At 65.4% G+C, this 14,879-nt stretch carries 13 protein-coding genes; 9 read left to right on the forward strand and 4 right to left on the reverse strand.

All coding sequences use genetic code 11. The features are described 5' to 3' along the window. Positions 1–3 precede the first annotated feature (3 nt). The 3 genes from secD to FFS09_RS22190 all read right to left on the reverse strand — a co-directional run bounded on the left by secD (position 4) and on the right by FFS09_RS22190 (position 6,039). Complete coding sequence (gene secD / locus FFS09_RS22180; protein ID WP_137921086.1) at positions 4–1,881, reverse strand: protein translocase subunit SecD; 1,878 nt, start codon at positions 1,879–1,881, stop codon at positions 4–6. A gap of 115 nt (positions 1,882–1,996) precedes the next feature. Continuing rightward, a complete protein-coding gene (gene yajC / locus FFS09_RS22185) occupies positions 1,997–2,317 on the reverse strand; it encodes a preprotein translocase subunit YajC (protein ID WP_137921087.1) in 321 nt (106 codons plus the stop codon). Between the two features lie 119 nt (positions 2,318–2,436). Beyond that, positions 2,437–6,039: an indolepyruvate ferredoxin oxidoreductase family protein gene (locus FFS09_RS22190; RefSeq protein WP_137921089.1), complete on the reverse strand. Its 3,603-nt coding sequence runs from the start codon at positions 6,037–6,039 to the stop codon at positions 2,437–2,439. A gap of 180 nt (positions 6,040–6,219) precedes the next feature. Here FFS09_RS22190 and FFS09_RS22195 point away from each other — a divergent pair, with 180 nt between their 5' ends. The 7 genes from FFS09_RS22195 to FFS09_RS22225 all read left to right on the forward strand — a co-directional run bounded on the left by FFS09_RS22195 (position 6,220) and on the right by FFS09_RS22225 (position 11,340). After that, positions 6,220–6,723, forward strand: coding sequence for an Lrp/AsnC family transcriptional regulator (locus FFS09_RS22195; RefSeq protein WP_137921105.1), 504 nt, complete (start codon positions 6,220–6,222; stop codon positions 6,721–6,723). 206 nt (positions 6,724–6,929) lie between these two features. Next, a complete protein-coding gene (locus FFS09_RS22200) occupies positions 6,930–7,523 on the forward strand; it encodes a hypothetical protein (RefSeq protein WP_137921090.1) in 594 nt (197 codons plus the stop codon). Positions 7,524–7,613: 90 nt separating this feature from the next. Beyond that, positions 7,614–8,276 carry a hypothetical protein gene (locus FFS09_RS22205; RefSeq protein WP_137921092.1) on the forward strand — a complete coding sequence of 221 codons (663 nt, stop codon included), beginning with the start codon at positions 7,614–7,616 and terminating at the stop codon, positions 8,274–8,276. After that, positions 8,273–8,734 carry a hypothetical protein gene (locus FFS09_RS22210; protein WP_137921093.1) on the forward strand — a complete coding sequence of 154 codons (462 nt, stop codon included), beginning with the start codon at positions 8,273–8,275 and terminating at the stop codon, positions 8,732–8,734. The genes FFS09_RS22205 and FFS09_RS22210 overlap by 4 nt, the downstream gene beginning before the upstream one ends. Positions 8,735–8,743: 9 nt before the next feature. After that, positions 8,744–9,046 carry a hypothetical protein gene (locus tag FFS09_RS22215; RefSeq protein WP_137921094.1) on the forward strand — a complete coding sequence of 101 codons (303 nt, stop codon included), beginning with the start codon at positions 8,744–8,746 and terminating at the stop codon, positions 9,044–9,046. After that, positions 9,015–10,781, forward strand: a complete 1,767-nt coding sequence (locus FFS09_RS22220; protein WP_137921096.1) for a carboxypeptidase-like regulatory domain-containing protein — start codon at positions 9,015–9,017, stop codon at positions 10,779–10,781. Before FFS09_RS22215 ends, FFS09_RS22220 begins: the two co-directional genes overlap by 32 nt. A gap of 85 nt (positions 10,782–10,866) precedes the next feature. After that, positions 10,867–11,340 (forward strand): hypothetical protein, encoded by a 474-nt coding sequence (locus tag FFS09_RS22225; protein ID WP_137921098.1) that lies wholly within the window; start codon positions 10,867–10,869, stop codon positions 11,338–11,340. A gap of 180 nt (positions 11,341–11,520) precedes the next feature. Here the strand turns inward: FFS09_RS22225 and FFS09_RS22230 are convergent, their stop codons facing one another. After that, positions 11,521–11,943: a helix-turn-helix domain-containing protein gene (locus FFS09_RS22230; protein WP_137921099.1), complete on the reverse strand. Its 423-nt coding sequence runs from the start codon at positions 11,941–11,943 to the stop codon at positions 11,521–11,523. 332 nt (positions 11,944–12,275) lie between these two features. On the opposite strand from FFS09_RS22230, the gene wbaP reads away from it, so the two are divergent. Both wbaP and fcl read left to right on the forward strand, forming a co-directional pair. Then, positions 12,276–13,850: an undecaprenyl-phosphate galactose phosphotransferase WbaP gene (wbaP, locus tag FFS09_RS22235; RefSeq protein ID WP_137921101.1), complete on the forward strand. Its 1,575-nt coding sequence runs from the start codon at positions 12,276–12,278 to the stop codon at positions 13,848–13,850. Positions 13,851–13,882: 32 nt separating this feature from the next. Continuing rightward, positions 13,883–14,879: GDP-L-fucose synthase (gene fcl / locus FFS09_RS22240; RefSeq protein WP_137921102.1), on the forward strand; the 997-nt coding region annotated here is incomplete at its 3' end.

Raw genomic sequence — 14,879 nt, forward strand, 5'->3', positions numbered from 1 at the left:
TGATCAGTCGGCTTTGGCTGCGGGGCTCTGCGCGCCGTCGGGGCGCCAGACCGTGCCAATGGAAACGGTCTTGAGCTTCTTCTGGCGGCCATACCAGAGGTTGACCACACCGCGCGAGAAGAACACCGACGAGAACATGCTGGTGACGATGCCCAGGCAGTGCACCACGGCAAAGCCGCGCACCGGGCCCGATCCAAAAATCAGCAGCGCGATGCCGGCGATCAACGACGTCACGTTGGAGTCCAGGATGGTGGACCACGCGTGGTCATAGCCAGCATTGATCGCCGTCTGCGGCGACGAGCCCCGGCGCAACTCCTCGCGGACGCGCTCGTTGATCAGCACGTTGGAATCGATCGCCATGCCGAGCGCGAGCGCCATGGCGGCGATGCCGGGCAGCGTCAACGTGGCCTGCAGCATGGACAGCAGCGACACCAGCAACAGGACGTTGAAGCCCAGCGCGATGCTGGAGAACACGCCGAACAGCGCGTAGTAGAGGCACATGAACACGACGATCGCGATGAAGCCCCACAACACGCTGTGGAAGCCCTTGGTGATGTTCTCGGCGCCCAGGCTTGGTCCGATGGTGCGCTCTTCGATGATTTCCATCGGCGCGGCCAGCGAGCCGGCGCGCAGCAGCAGCGCCGTGTCATTGGCCTCGACCGTGGTCATGGCGCCCGAAATCTGCACCCGGCCGCCACCGATTTCGCCACGGATCACCGGCGCGGTGACCACCTCGCCACGGCCCTTCTCGAACAGGATGATGGCCATGCGCTTGCCGACGTTTTCGCGCGTCACATCGCGGAACACGCGTGCGCCCTTGGCATCCAGCGTGAGGTGCACCGCGGCTTCCTGGGTCTGGCTGTCGAAGCCCGCCTGGGCATCGGTCAGGTTTTCGCCGGTGAGCAGCACTTCGCGCTTGACGACCACGGACTGGCCACCGCGTTCGGGGTAACGCTCCGCGCCGAAGGGCACGGGGCCGGTGCCGCGCGCGGCCGCCTGCGCCTCCATGCTTTCGTCCACCATGCGAATTTCCAGCGTGGCGGTGCGGCCCAGGATGTCCTTGGCCTTGGCCGTGTCCTGCACACCCGGCAGTTGCACCACGATGCGGTCGGCGCCCTGCTGCTGGATCACCGGCTCGGCCACGCCGAGTTCGTTGATGCGGTTGTGCAGGGTGGTGATGTTCTGCTTGAGCGCCTGGTCCTGCACGCGCCGCGCGGCCTCGGGGCTGATAGTGCCCAACAGGCGGAAATCGGCTGTCTCGGTGACCTGCAGGTCGGGGAACTGGGTGCGGATCAGGTCGCGCGCGGCGCCCAGGGTCTGGGCGTCACCCGCTCGCAATTCAATGGTTTGACCGTTGCGGTTGATGCCGCCGTGGCGCAAGCCCTTTTCGCGCAGCGCGGTGCGCAGGTCCGTGGCCAGCACGTCGGCGCGGCGCTGCAGGGCGGCCTGCATGTCCACCTGCAGCATGAAATGCACGCCACCACGCAGGTCCAGGCCGAGGTACATGGGCGAGGCGCCCAGGGAGGCCAACCAGGCCGGGGTGCGGGGCAGCAGGTTCAGCGCGACCACATGGCTGGGGTCGGTCGGGTCGGCGTTGAACGCTTTTTCCAATGCGTCGCGGGCCTTGAGCTGGTCGTCGGTGCTGTTGAAGCGGGCCTTGACCGAGTTGGCGTCGAGCTGGATCAGCGGGCTCTGGATGTTCTGCGCCGCCAGCGCCTGCTCGACACGGGTGACGGTGGCTGTGTCGACGCGCACCGTGGACCGGGCGGCCGACACTTGCACGGCGGGCGACTCCCCGAACAGGTTGGGCAGCGCATAGAGCGCACTGACGAGCAGGACGACCAGAATGATCGCGTACTTCCACAGCGGATAACGGTTCATGAAAGACCTTGGCGGTGCGTTGCCGGAGGCGTCGCGAAACCGGTATTGCCGGGCCACTGACGCCGCCCCTTCAGGGGAAAGCGGGCTGGCATCAGCCAGCCCGTGCGGGGGTTGCTTACTTGATCGTGCCCTTGGGCAGCACTTGCACGACAGCGGAGCGTTGCATCTGGACCTCAACGCCGGTCGCAAGTTCCACGCTCACGTAAATCTCGCCGATCTTGGACACCTTGCCCAGGAAGCCGCCCGCGGTGACGACTTCGTCGCCCTTGGCCAGTGCCGACACCATAGCCTTGTGTTCCTTCTGGCGCTTGAGCTGGGGGCGGATCATCACGAAATACAGCACCACGAACATCAGCACCAGGGGCAACATGCCCAGCAGGGTGGATTGGGTGTCGCCACCGGCAGCGGCTTGGGCGTAAGCGGAGGAAATGAACACGGGGGTCTCCAACAGGTTCGGGGATCACAACAATGCCGAGAGCCCGGGGCGTCAGAAGGCGCCGCCGGGCACTCAGGGCTCAACCCGGGATTGTATGCCGGGGGGTGTGATCCGGCCGATCAGGCGGCGCGGGCCAAACTGAGGGCCGCCGCGGGCTGGCGCCACTGCTGCAGCAAGCCCTCGCGGCGGTTGCGCGCTGCGGCAAGGTGGCGCTCCTTCACGTGGCCGTAGCCCCGGATCTGCTCGGGGATGCCGGCGATCTCCACTGCCAGGGCATGGGTCTCGGGCGTCAGGCCGGCCAGCAGCATCTCGATGTCGGCGCGGTACTCGCCGATCAAGGCGCGTTCGGTGCGGCGCTCTTCGGTGCGGCCGAAGATGTCCAGAGCAGTACCGCGCAGCCACTTGAAGCGCGCCAACACCTTGAACACGGTGAACATGGACGGTCCGAAGGGTTGCTTGATCAACTCACCACGCTCGTTCTTTTTCGCGATCAACGGCGGCGCCAGGTGCAGCTTGAGCTTGAAGTCGCCCTCAAACTGGCTCGCCAGGCGCGCATGAAAGGCCGGGTCGCTGTGCAGGCGCGCCACTTCGTACTCGTCCTTGTAGGCCATGAGCTTGAAGAGGTAGCGCACCACCGCCTCGGTCAGCGCGGTCTTGCCCAGCGGCTGCTCGGCCGCGCGCACGCGCTCCACGAATGTGCGGTACTGCGCGGCGTAAGCGGCGTTCTGGTAACCCGTTAGAAACTCGACCCGGCGTGCGATCAGCTCGTCGAGCGAATCGCGCTTTTTGAACTGGATCACCTGTTCGCCGCTGCCGCCGGCCTTCTGGCACAGCGCCATCACAGCCTGCGGGTTGTGCGCGGCACGGCGGCCCCATTCGAAGGCGGCCTTGTTTTTTTCGACCTGCACCGCATTGAGCTCCATGGCACGCAGCAGCGCGTCCAGGCCGAGTGGCAGCCAGCCCTTTTGCCATGCGTAGCCCAGCATCATCGGGTTGGTGTACAGGCTGTCGCCCATCAGGCGCGTGGCGGCGGTCTCGGCGTCGAACGTGCCCACGGCATCCACGCCCAGGCTGTGCGTGAGCGCGTCCACGCACTCCTGTGCGGGGTTCTGCCAGTTGGCGTTCTTCACGAAAGCCGCGGTGGGCGGCGCGCTCGTGTTGAGCGCCACGTGCGTGCGTCCCGCGCGCAGGCGTTGCCAGGTTTCCTTGTGGGCACTGACGATCGGATCGCAGCCGATGACCAGGTCGGCCGAGGCGGCCGAGACGCGCGTGGTGCGGATGTCATCCTGGCGAGCGCCGATCAACACGTGGCTCCAGGTCGCACCGCCCTTTTGCGCCAGGCCCGCCGCGTCCTGCGTGACGATGCCCTTGCCTTCGAGGTGCGCGGCCACACCGAGCAACTGGCCGATGGTGATGACGCCCGTGCCGCCAACACCGGCCACGATCACACCCCACGCTTCCGCGCCCAATGTGGGCAACACGGGCATGGGCACAGCACCACCGGTCCACTCCAGCTTGGCACCGCCCTTGTCCTTCTTGCGCAGTTGCCCGCCTTCGACCGTCACAAAGCTGGGGCAGAAGCCGTTCAGGCAAGAGTAGTCCTTGTTGCATGTGCTCTGGTTGATGGTGCGCTTGCGGCCGAACTCGGTTTCCAGCGGCTCCACCGAGAGACAGTTGGACTGCACGCCGCAATCGCCACAGCCCTCGCACACCAGCTCGTTGATGACCACGCGCTTGGCGGGGTCGACCAGCGTGCCGCGCTTGCGGCGGCGGCGCTTCTCGGTGGCGCAGGTCTGGTCGTAGATGATGACCGTCGTGCCCTTGATCTCGCGGAACTCTTTCTGCACCGCGTCCAGCGTGTCGCGGTGCAGGATCGCGATGCCTTCGGGCAAGCCTTTCACATCCTCGTATTTCTCGGGCTCGTCGGTGACGATGGTGATTTTCACAGCGCCTTCGGCACGCATGCTCTGCGCGATCTGCACCACGCTGTGCCCCTCGGGCCGCTCACCCACCTGCTGGCCGCCGGTCATGGCAACCGCATCGTTGTAGAGAATCTTGTAGGTGATGTTCACACCCGCTGCGATGCTCTGGCGAATCGCCAGCAAACCGCTGTGGAAGTAGGTGCCGTCGCCCAGGTTGGCGAACATGTGCTGGTCGTGGCTGAACGGCTGTTGGCCGATCCAGGGGACGCCTTCGCCGCCCATCTGGGTGAAGCCCACGGTGTCGCGGTCCATCCAGATCGTCATGAAGTGACAGCCGATGCCGGCCATCGCGCGCGAACCTTCGGGCACGCGGGTGCTGGTGTTGTGCGGGCAGCCCGAGCAGAACCAGGGCTGGCGCTCGGCACCGGCCACGCCCTGCGTGAGCAAGGTCTGCATCGACTGCTCTTGCGCGGTCAGGATCGCGAGCTGCGCGTCGATGCGCGCCATCACGTCCTCGGGCACCTGGCCCATCTTCTTCAGGCGCCGCGCAATCGCGCGCGCGATGATGGCGGGCGACAGATCGGCGTTGGCGCGCAGCAAGGTGTGGGCGCTGGGGTTGGGCATGGACCATTCGCCACCACTGAAGTCACCTTCCACTTCATCGAACTTGCCCAACACGTTGGGTCGCACGTCCGGGCGCCAGTTGTAGAGCTCTTCCTTCAGTTGGTACTCGATGACCTGGCGCTTCTCTTCCACGACCAGAATCTCACGCAAACCGGTCGCGAACTCGCGCGTGGTCTGCGCTTCCAGCGGCCAGACCACCGACACCTTGTGCAGACGCAAACCGATGCGCTGGCAGGTTGCGTCATCCAGCCCCAGGTCCAGCAAGGCCTGGCGCGTGTCGTTGTAGGCCTTGCCGCTGGCGATCACACCCAGACGGTCGTTGGGCCCGGCGATCACGTTGTGATTGAGGCGGTTGGCGCGCACGTAGGCCAGCGCGGCGTACCACTTGTAGTCGAACAGACGCGCTTCCTGGTCTAGCGCGTGGTCGGGCCAGCGGATGTGCAGGCCACCCGGGGGCATGTCGAACTCGGGAATGACGATCTTCACGCGATCGACGTCGATCTCGGCTGTAGCGCTGGACTCGACGATCTCCTGGATCGTCTTCATGCCCGCCCACACGCCGCTGAACCGGCTCATCGCGAAGGCATGCAGGCCGAGGTCGAGGATGTCCTGCACCGAGGTCGGGAAGAACACCGGCAGGCCGCAGGCCTTGAAGATGTGGTCGCTCTGGTGCGCGGCGGTGGAACTCTTGGCCACGTGGTCATCACCGGCCACCGCGATCACGCCGCCCCAGGGGGTCGTGCCCGCCATGTTGGCATGCTTGAACACGTCCGAGCAGCGGTCCACGCCGGGTCCCTTGCCGTACCAGATGCCAAACACGCCGTCGAACTTGTTGCTGCCGGGCGGGGCAAAGCCCAGTTGTTGCGTGCCCCAGAGCGCGGTCGCGGCGAGCTCCTCGTTGACGCCCGGCTGGAACACGATGTTCTGGGCCTTGAGGTACGACGCGGCCTTTTGCAGCGATTGGTCGTATCCCCCGAGCGGCGAGCCGCGGTAGCCGCTGATGAAACCCGCGGTGTTCTTCCCCACCAGGGCATCGCGCTGACGCTGCAGCATGGGCAGCTTCACCAGCGCCTGCACGCCGCTCATGAAGGCCCTTCCTTGGTCAAGCGCGTATTTGTCGTCGAGCGTGACGGTCTCCAGCGCGCGGCGGATGTGTTCGGGCAGCGGTGCGTTCATTGGCTTTGTCTCCGTGGGTGAGTGCCCGCTTTGTAGGCGGGTCATGGACCGGATCGCGCGCAGGGTAGAGGCACGGTTCCAGTGTGGCGCACAGTGTATGCCCACAACAACGACAGGTGTTTGCGTTTCATGCCCAATTTAGGCGCAACAAAGAAAGAATCATTCTTAAAATTGATCGTTATGGAAACACTTGACAAGTTTGACATCGCCATCCTGCAAGAACTGCAAAACGATGGGCGGCTCACCAATGCCGAACTCTCACAACGCGTGGGCCTGTCGGCGGCACCGTGTTGGCGGCGCGTGCGCGCGCTGGAAGAGGCGGGCTTCATCACCGGCTACCGCGCGGAAATCAACCGCGAAAAGATTGGCCTGGGCGTGCTCGCTTTTGTGCGCCTGGATGCCGATCGCAACAGCGGGGATGTCACCCGCACCCTTGAAAACGCCATTCGCGGCATTCCCGAGGTGGTCTCCTGCCACTACATCAGCGGCTCGGGCACGTTCGAGCTCCAGGTGGTGAGTCGCGACCTGAACCACTTCAGCGAGTTCGCCCGCGAAGTGCTGCTCAATTTGCCCAATGTGAAGGACTTGCACACCAGCTTCTCCCTGGGCGAGGTGAAGTCGGGTAGCGCACTTCCGCTGTCCCATCTGTTAAACAGAAGTACGAGCACGGCAAAAACCCATTAACTTGAGCACCTTTTTTGACCGGTCACGGTTCATTTTTAACCGTTGATTAACAAAGTCTCCGTAAGTCCTTGAAATGTGTGAATTTTTTCCTCGATAAATTGTTGCCTCGGCCTGTGACTGACCGTAACATCCGCCCATCACCAACCGTGGGCCGCGTACCGAAAAGTGCTCAGACCACACTTTTGCACCCTTCGAAGGAAAACGTCGTGAACAAAGCCCTCCTGCTCAAATCCTCTCTGGCCTTGGCGCTGGCCACCCCGATGCTGGCTTCGGCCGAATCGCAACTGGTCACGGGTGCCGGCAACGCCACTGCCCGCCTGGACTTTCGCGTGATCGTGCCGCGTGTGCTGTTCCTGGGCGTGGGCACGGGCGCGGCGACATTGGCCAACAACACCACCGTCGACACGGTGACTTTTGACTACTCCACCAACCCGGCCGACGTTGGTCAGGGTGTCGCTGCAGCCGCCGGCACTATCACCAATGCAACGGTGCCTGTTCGCGTGGTGGGCAACAACGGGCAGATCACGTTGGCCGCTGCCACCACAGGCGCATTGACCAACGCCACGGGCGACACCATTCCGTGGTCACAGATCACCGCAACGACGAGCCAGCCAACGTTGCCCAGCCCCGTCATCCCTGCCACGGGCCCCGGCGCGACCTCAAACGTCACGCTCAATGCCGGCAAAGTCACCGATCGCCAAGCCAACTGGACCTTCAGCTACCTCAACGCGGCCGTGGTCGCTCCCGGCACCTACGGCACCACCAACGGCCGCGTGACGTACACCGCCGCAATGCCCTGAGCCCGCCAACAGCCCCTGAGTTGACGGCATCCACGCCGTTACCGATTCAACGGAGGGGCTGCCTGGCGCAACCCGCCGTATCCGCACACCATGCAGCGAACAATCCGTTCCAGCACCGCCCGCCTCGCCGCACAAGCGTGCCTGGCGTTGTTGTGCATGTCGGAAATGGCGGTGGCCCATGCCTGGTCCTTGACCGTTGCCGCGGGCTCCCGGCGTCTTTTTCTGCACGTCGGCAATGGCGCGGTCAGCAGCACCGGTGGCAGCGGACTCTTTAACGGCACGGCCGGCACCAGTGGCGCCATCAACCTGGTGCAGGTCACCGTGCCGGTAGCGCAATTGGGCAATGGCACCGATCTGGCCATGACCAGCAACAGCACACAGTCCACCAGCCTCTATGGCGATGCCAACAGCACCTGCCCGACGCCGGCCAGCCAGGTCATGGTGGGCGCTGGTTACCGCCGCAACAACGGTTCGGCGAATGCCACGCTCAGTGTCTCGTCGCCCGCCAATCTGACCAACGCCAATGGCGACACCATTCCCTTCACCGAAATCAGCTGGACGGTGTCCGCACCGGGCAGCGGCGTTCCCAACGTGATTCCGGCGGGCACCTTCAACGGCGGGATGCAGACGCTGGCCACGGTGCCGGGCAACACGTACGTTGAGAACTGCCACACCTTCAGCTACGGCAACAACGCCGTGCGTGCCGCTGGCACCTACGATGGTCGGGTGACCTACACGCTCAGCGCCCCATGAGCTTGATCAAATCCCTTGCCACCGCGGCGCTGTGCGGCTTGATGATGGCCTCTTCGTGGGCCAACCCGCATCGGCTGGACGACTCGCTGAGCTACACCGTGCCGCCCAATGTGCAGATGCAATGGATGCCCCTGAAATCCGGGCAACCGTATGCGGGCGGCATGGAAGCGGCGCTGCGCGTGAACATCCGCATCGACACGCGCGACTGGGTCGGGCGCAGCGGGCGCGTCTACATGGTGTTGCCGCGCGACCAGGCCTCGAACATCGAAGCGGTCTGGACCACACAAGGCCGTCTGCAAGCGGGTCGGCTGGTGTCGGGTGAGCGCGCCTTGGTCTATGCCGGGCCCATCACCGCCCCCACGCTGGAGGATCAGCTCCAGGTGCGCCTGCGGTCGAACGCCGACTGGCAGTCCAACACCCGTCGCCTGAACTTCCACTTCGAACTCGACGCCGACTGACCGCCCCCCATGCAGCCTGCCCGCTTGAAATTTCTGCGCCGCACCCACTTCGCCTTGCACGCCTCGCTTTGCGCGGGGACGCTGATCGGCACCCCGATCCATGCGCGGGCCCAGGGCTTTGCGGCCTACATCACGCCCCCGCGCTTTGAAGTGCAGGTCGCTCCCGGCCAAACACTTCGCCAGGTGGTGGAGATCCAGCACGTGGGCCAACAAAAGGGCAACTACCGCATCTATACCAACGACTGGTCGTTCAAGCCCGACAACTCGGTCGACTTCAGCGATGCATTGGCCAACGACAGTTGCCGGCCCTGACACGGAGCGCAAAACCCGCATCGGCTACGGCATCTACGGACTGCTGGAAACACCCAACCACGGCACGCTGTCCATCGACGGCACGTACGCGCCCAGCGACAGCAGCGGCACGCTCACGCTGCGCCAGCGCGCGATGCCCCTGTCCGGCGGCTGGCAGACGAGCAACGAACTGGGTGTGATCAATCCGCCTGCGCCCGGCATCCTGCGGCTGCCCGCGCGCCTCTACCTGCCTTCGGCCATTCTGCAGGGCATCAGCACCGAATGGGAAAACCCCGGGCGCGGCTTGCAGCTGCAGGCCAGCACCGGCGAACCCGGGCGCCTGGACTTCCTGCCCGCCAACGGCTTTCGCAAGCTGCCGGGTCAGCGCACCACGTTCGGCGGGCAATGGCGCCTGAACGCAGACGACGCCAACCCCCTCTCCAGCCAGGGCTGGACGGTGGCGCTGCAGCATGAAGATGCGCGCAAGGTGTCCAACCTGGACGCCCCCCTGCTGGCCAGCGACTTCGTCAACGCGCAATCCACCTTGCTGGCATTGCGCCACGAGGCCGCGGACTACCGCATCCAGGGCCAGGTGTTGCGCACGCAAGCCAGCAACGTCAATGGATCGCGCAACGGCTTCTGGATCGACGGCGAATGGGACGATGGCCCGCGCAAGCACGGCCTGGGCGCCTACCGGCTCGAGCAAGACCTGAGCTGGGCCAACCTGCCGCTGGCCAGCGACCTGGTCGGCGCCTATGTGCGCTCGAGCTGGCGAACGCGGCAATGGTCGGCCGAGGGTTCGGTGGACTGGCTCGACTCCATCAGCGGGCGCAGCGGCAGCGGTCTCTTCGCCACTGGCTCGGCGCGCTGGCGCTTGAACCGCGACCACTCTCTGGGCGTCGGCACCAGCCTGCGCAGCTTTGGCAGTGATGCATGGAGCACCTACAGCGACTGGCGCTTTCAGAACGGCTGGGGCACCAGCGGCCTGCGTCTGGAACTCATGCATGGCGACGACGAAGCCAGCTCGCGCTGGTTGACCTGGGACCAGGAATGGAGCGTGACGCAAGGTTGGGCCCTCTCCACCAGCCTGGGCAGCGGCACCTACGCCGCCTACCAGGGTCGCCCCTCGGAGGCGGTGTGGAACGCCGCGTTGAGCTTCACGGCACCGTTGAGCAGCAGGGCCAGCCTGCGCGGCAATCTCAGCACCGAGCGCAGCAACACGGGCCAGTCGCGCCACGCGATCAACCTGGGTGCGAACTGGCGCATCGACACGCGCTGGAGCATGGAGTTCAACTACAACCGATCCACCGGGCGCAGCCGCTTCAACCCTTCGCTCGACCCGCTGGCACCGCCCCTGGCGGTGTTTGTCCCGGCGACGGACCGTTCGTTCTACGCGGTGTTGCGCTACGAACTGGAAGCCGGCAGCCGCAACGTGCCGCTGGGCGGCAAGGCCACCGATGGAGGTGGTCGGATCGCCGGCACGGTGTATTTCGACGCGAACCGCAGCGGCACCCAGGAAGCCAGTGAACAGGGCGTGCCCAACGTGATGGTGTACCTGGACAACCGCTATGCGGTGCGCACAGACAACCAGGGCCGGTTTGAATTCCCGTTCGTGGCCAGCGGACCGCGCACGGTGAGCGTTCGGGGTGACAGCCTGCCCCTGCCATGGAACGTGGTCGCCCAGGGCCAGGCCAGGGTCGACGTGCGCTTGCGCGAGAGCGTCACGCTGACGATCCCGGTGCAACGCAACGAGTAAGAAAGCCCGCGTTTTCACGCGCCTGCCTCTATCGCCTACACGGAGGGGGGATTCAAGTTCATGCGGATCGGGTCGATAGTGGGGCATGTCCGCCTCGCCTCGCCCCTTTGCCACCTTGCTCGCCGCCGCCGGCCTGCTGCTGGTTCCTGCGACCGGCAATGGCGAGAGCGCGTTGGCGGGTCACAAGCCTGCAAGCGCGGCACTGGACTTTCGCATCATCATCCCGCCGGTCATGCGCGTGCTGGAAAACAGCCACCCACGGCAACTCGACATCCTCGCCGGCGGCGAGTCCAGCGCCCAGCAACGGCTGGTGGTGATGTCCAACATGAAGCGGGGGTTCTGCGTGTCGCTGCGACGCGCCACCGCCCAACTCGGCACCTGGGAGGTGCAAACCGCCCCACAAAGCGGCATGCAGCTCAGCCCCGTGGCCGACGGCTACCGCCTCTGTGGCACTCGCCCGGGACGCTACACCATGCTGCTCCAGCACCGTTTTGCCACCAGCGACAGCAGCACGAACGCCCTCCACTGGCCGGTGCTGACCGACATTTCGGCCATCTGACTTCCGGTTGCGTGGCAGGTCGTCCACGAAAACGCGTTTCGGGATGTAAACCTCGCGGGCGCCCGCACGCCGCTCAAAGCACGGGCTCATGCTGCAGTGCGCCATTTTGTTCTGCACTTATCACTGCACGCGTGCCACCGCGACGCGCGCCACCGTCCTACACGACAAGCTCCTGCTGTCCTACAAACCCGGCTTGATGCCGTTGCGTTCCCACACCCGGCGGATGGTGGTGGCGCTCAGGCCGAGATACGCGGCCAGACTGCGGCTGCTCCATTGCGAGGCTGCATGGGGTTGATCTTCCAGCGTTGTGCGCACGATGTGCGACTCGAGCGCGGTCGTCATGCTCGGTGTTCGCCCCGTGCGCGGGGCATCACGCAGCAAGGCCTGGACGCCGTCGTCGATGAAACGCCGCCGCCACAACGCCACCTGCCGCCGGTCCAACTTCACCTCAACGGCGATGTCCTTGTTCTGCCAGCCTTGTGCGGCCAACAGGATGATGCGCGCGCGTTGCTGAACGCGGGCCTCGACCCGCCTGCCGTTGGACAGCGTGCGCAACGCGCGCTCGGTTTTCGTGTTCAGCTCGATCGCTTCGGCCACTCGCATGGTTTTGTCCTCCGTGGGAGCTGGAGTCTGTCAGAACTTTTAAGTTCCATCAATTAAAGCGCATCTCGATCGCGCGCCCCACGCACCACGCAACGAGGCGTGTTTCGATTCGATGCAATTGACGTGTAGGAACTCAAGGCTGGTTACATCCGTGTCTTGTGGGTGCTCTACAAAGAAAAGGCGGACAGGTGTTGCAGGTCCGCGCATTTCCAACGAGACAGGGAGTTCACACATGACGTGCTTTAGACACACGACGTTTCCGCATGCCATGAGCGTGCATTTCATGCACCCCCATGGGGCCCGACCGCCAAGTCCTTTGAGCGAGCGCTGACATGGAACGCGCACGCAGCCCCCGCATCGAGCGACAGGCTTCCGCGGAAAGCAGCGCAAGCACCGTCGTCCCGCTCTACAACGAACACGACCTCGCCCGCCAACTCGCCCCCTGGGGCGACATTGCGCACCGGCAGCAGCGGGCCCAGGCCTTGCTGGTGCTCACCGATCTGTGTGTGCTGGCGTTCTGCTTCGTGGCGGGACGACTGCCCGTGTGGGTGCGCGGCGAAGCGAGCCTGCCGCAAGCCATGAACGTCTGGTGGGCCGCCAATGGTCACCTGCGGCTCACCCTGTTCGCGGCCATTGCGGTGGCCATGGTGACCTGGATGTGGACCGTGCAGGGCCACTACTCGGCCCACCGCCGCAAGCCCTGGTGGGACGAGACCCGCCAGCTGATCCAGGTGATCGTGCTGGCGGCGCTGCTCGATGCGATGGTGATCTACCTCGCCAAGTGGCCGCTCTCGCGCTTGTGGACCGGCGCCACCTGGGGTCTCGTGCTGGTGTGCCTGCCGCTGGCCCGCGTGGCCGTGCGCACCTACATGCTGCGCATCGGCCTGCTGACGCAGCCCTATGTGCTGATCGGTGATGCCGACGATGTGGAGAAGGCCGCGGCCGCGCTGGCCAGCGAGCCGCTGCTGGGCTACAAGCCGGTGGCCGTGGTCTGTCCCGAGCCCGGCGCGCGTCTGGTCCGGCTCGGTGGCGGCCAGGTGGCCGTGCCCACCGCGCTCACCCCTGGCGTGCGCGCGTTTCTCGCCAAGCCAGGCCCTCATCAGCTCGTGGGCGTGCTGGGCATCCGGGACAACAACTGGCTGCGCGAACTCGCGCAGGAGATCATGCTCACGCGCGACGATCTGGTGATGGTGCCCGCGATCGGCGACTTGCCGATCTACGGCATGGAGGTCTCGCACTTCTTCAGCCACAACGTGCTGCTGCTGCGTGCCCGCAACAACCTCAACCGCCGCGGACCGCAGGTGCTCAAGCGCACGCTCGACATCGTCGGCGCATCGTTGCTGCTGGTGCTGCTCGCGCCGCTGTTCACCTGGGTCGCCTGGCGCATCAAGCGCGACGACGCAGGTCCCGTGTTCTTCGTTCAGAAGCGCGTCGGCGCGGATGGCCAGCTGTTCGACTTCATCAAGTTCCGCAGCATGGTGATGGACGCCGACGGCGCGCTGGAGCGCTGGAAGACCGAGAACGAAAAGCTCTACGTGCAATACCTGGCGAGCAACTTCAAGCTCGCGAAAGACCCGCGCGTCACCAACATCGGCCGTCTCATCCGGCGCACCAGCATCGACGAACTGCCGCAGCTCATCAACGTGCTGCGTGGCGACATGAGCCTGGTCGGCCCGCGCCCGCTGCTGGCCCGCGAGCTCGGTGAATACGGCAAGAGCATCGCGGCCTACGGCAAGGCGCGCCCCGGCATCACCGGCCTGTGGCAGATCAGCGGCCGCAGCACCAGCAGCTTCCAGCACCGCATCAACATGGACCTCTGGTACGTGCGCAACTGGTCGCTCTGGTACGACCTCGTGATCATGCTGCGCACCGTGCGCGTGGTGCTCAAGCAAGAGGGTGCCTGCTGATGCGAACCGATTTTTTTCAACCGGGGTCTTCCATGAACACACCTGACACCATCTACGTTGCGGGCCACCGCGGCATGGTCGGATCGGCGATCGTGCGCCAGCTGCGTGCCGCCGGCCATCCCGAGCGCCACATCGTCACGCGCACCCACGCCGAACTCAACCTGACCGACCAGGCCGCCGTGCGCGCCTTCTTCGCGAAGACCCGGCCGCAACAGGTGTACCTCGCCGCGGCCAAGGTGGGCGGCATCCACGCCAACAACGTGTTCCCCGCCGACTTCATCTACCAGAACCTGATGATCGCGGCCAACGTGATCGAAGCCGCGTTCTGCAGCGGCGTGCAGAAGCTGCTGTTCCTCGGCTCCAGCTGCATCTACCCCAAGCTCGCGCCGCAGCCCATGGGCGAACACGCGCTGCTCACCGGGCCGCTGGAAGCCACCAACGAGCCGTATGCCGTGGCCAAGATCGCCGGCATCAAGCTGTGCGAAAGCTACAACCGCCAGTTCGGTGCCAGCCACGGCGTGGACTACCGCTGCGTCATGCCCACCAACCTCTATGGCCCGGGCGACAACTACCACCCGGAAAACAGCCACGTCATCCCCGCTCTGATCCGCCGCTTTCATGCCGCCAGGGAGTCCGACGCGTCCGAGGTCGCCATCTGGGGCAGCGGCACGCCGATGCGCGAATTCCTGTACGTCGACGACATGGCCGCCGCCAGCGTGCACGTGATGAACCTGCCCAAGGCCCGCTACGAGCAACACACGCAGCCCATGCTCAGCCACATCAACGTGGGCTCCGGGTCGGACATGACCATCGCCGAGCTCGCGCACAGCATCGCGCGCGTCACCGGCTTCGCGGGCGAGATCCGCTTCGACGCCAGCAAACCCGATGGCACGCCGCGCAAGCTGATGGACAGCAGCCGCCTGCGCAGCCTGGGCTGGCAAGCCGAGGTCGACCTGCCCACCGGACTGGCCCTGACCTACCAGGACTTCCTGAAGAACACCGCCCCCAGCCCCTCACTCATCCCCGCAC

Source organism: Hydrogenophaga sp. 2FB (assembly GCF_005503365.1).
Classification (GTDB): Bacteria; Pseudomonadota; Gammaproteobacteria; order Burkholderiales; family Burkholderiaceae_C; genus Hydrogenophaga.

Excerpts from the sequence above, each read along its gene's own strand:
- secD (WP_137921086.1), bottom strand. The coding sequence starts at position 1,881 with ATGAACCGTTATCCGCTGTGGAAGTACGCGATCATTCTGGTCGTCCTG.
- FFS09_RS22190 (WP_137921089.1), bottom strand. The coding sequence starts at position 6,039 with ATGAACGCACCGCTGCCCGAACACATCCGCCGCGCGCTGGAGACCGTC.
- FFS09_RS22195 (WP_137921105.1), top strand. The coding sequence starts at position 6,220 with ATGGAAACACTTGACAAGTTTGACATCGCCATCCTGCAAGAACTGCAA.
- FFS09_RS22205 (WP_137921092.1), top strand. The coding sequence starts at position 7,614 with ATGCAGCGAACAATCCGTTCCAGCACCGCCCGCCTCGCCGCACAAGCG.
- FFS09_RS22210 (WP_137921093.1), top strand. The coding sequence starts at position 8,273 with ATGAGCTTGATCAAATCCCTTGCCACCGCGGCGCTGTGCGGCTTGATG.
- FFS09_RS22215 (WP_137921094.1), top strand. The coding sequence starts at position 8,744 with ATGCAGCCTGCCCGCTTGAAATTTCTGCGCCGCACCCACTTCGCCTTG.
- FFS09_RS22220 (WP_137921096.1), top strand. The coding sequence starts at position 9,015 with ATGCATTGGCCAACGACAGTTGCCGGCCCTGACACGGAGCGCAAAACC.
- FFS09_RS22225 (WP_137921098.1), top strand. The coding sequence starts at position 10,867 with ATGTCCGCCTCGCCTCGCCCCTTTGCCACCTTGCTCGCCGCCGCCGGC.
- FFS09_RS22230 (WP_137921099.1), bottom strand. The coding sequence starts at position 11,943 with ATGCGAGTGGCCGAAGCGATCGAGCTGAACACGAAAACCGAGCGCGCG.
- wbaP (WP_137921101.1), top strand. The coding sequence starts at position 12,276 with ATGGAACGCGCACGCAGCCCCCGCATCGAGCGACAGGCTTCCGCGGAA.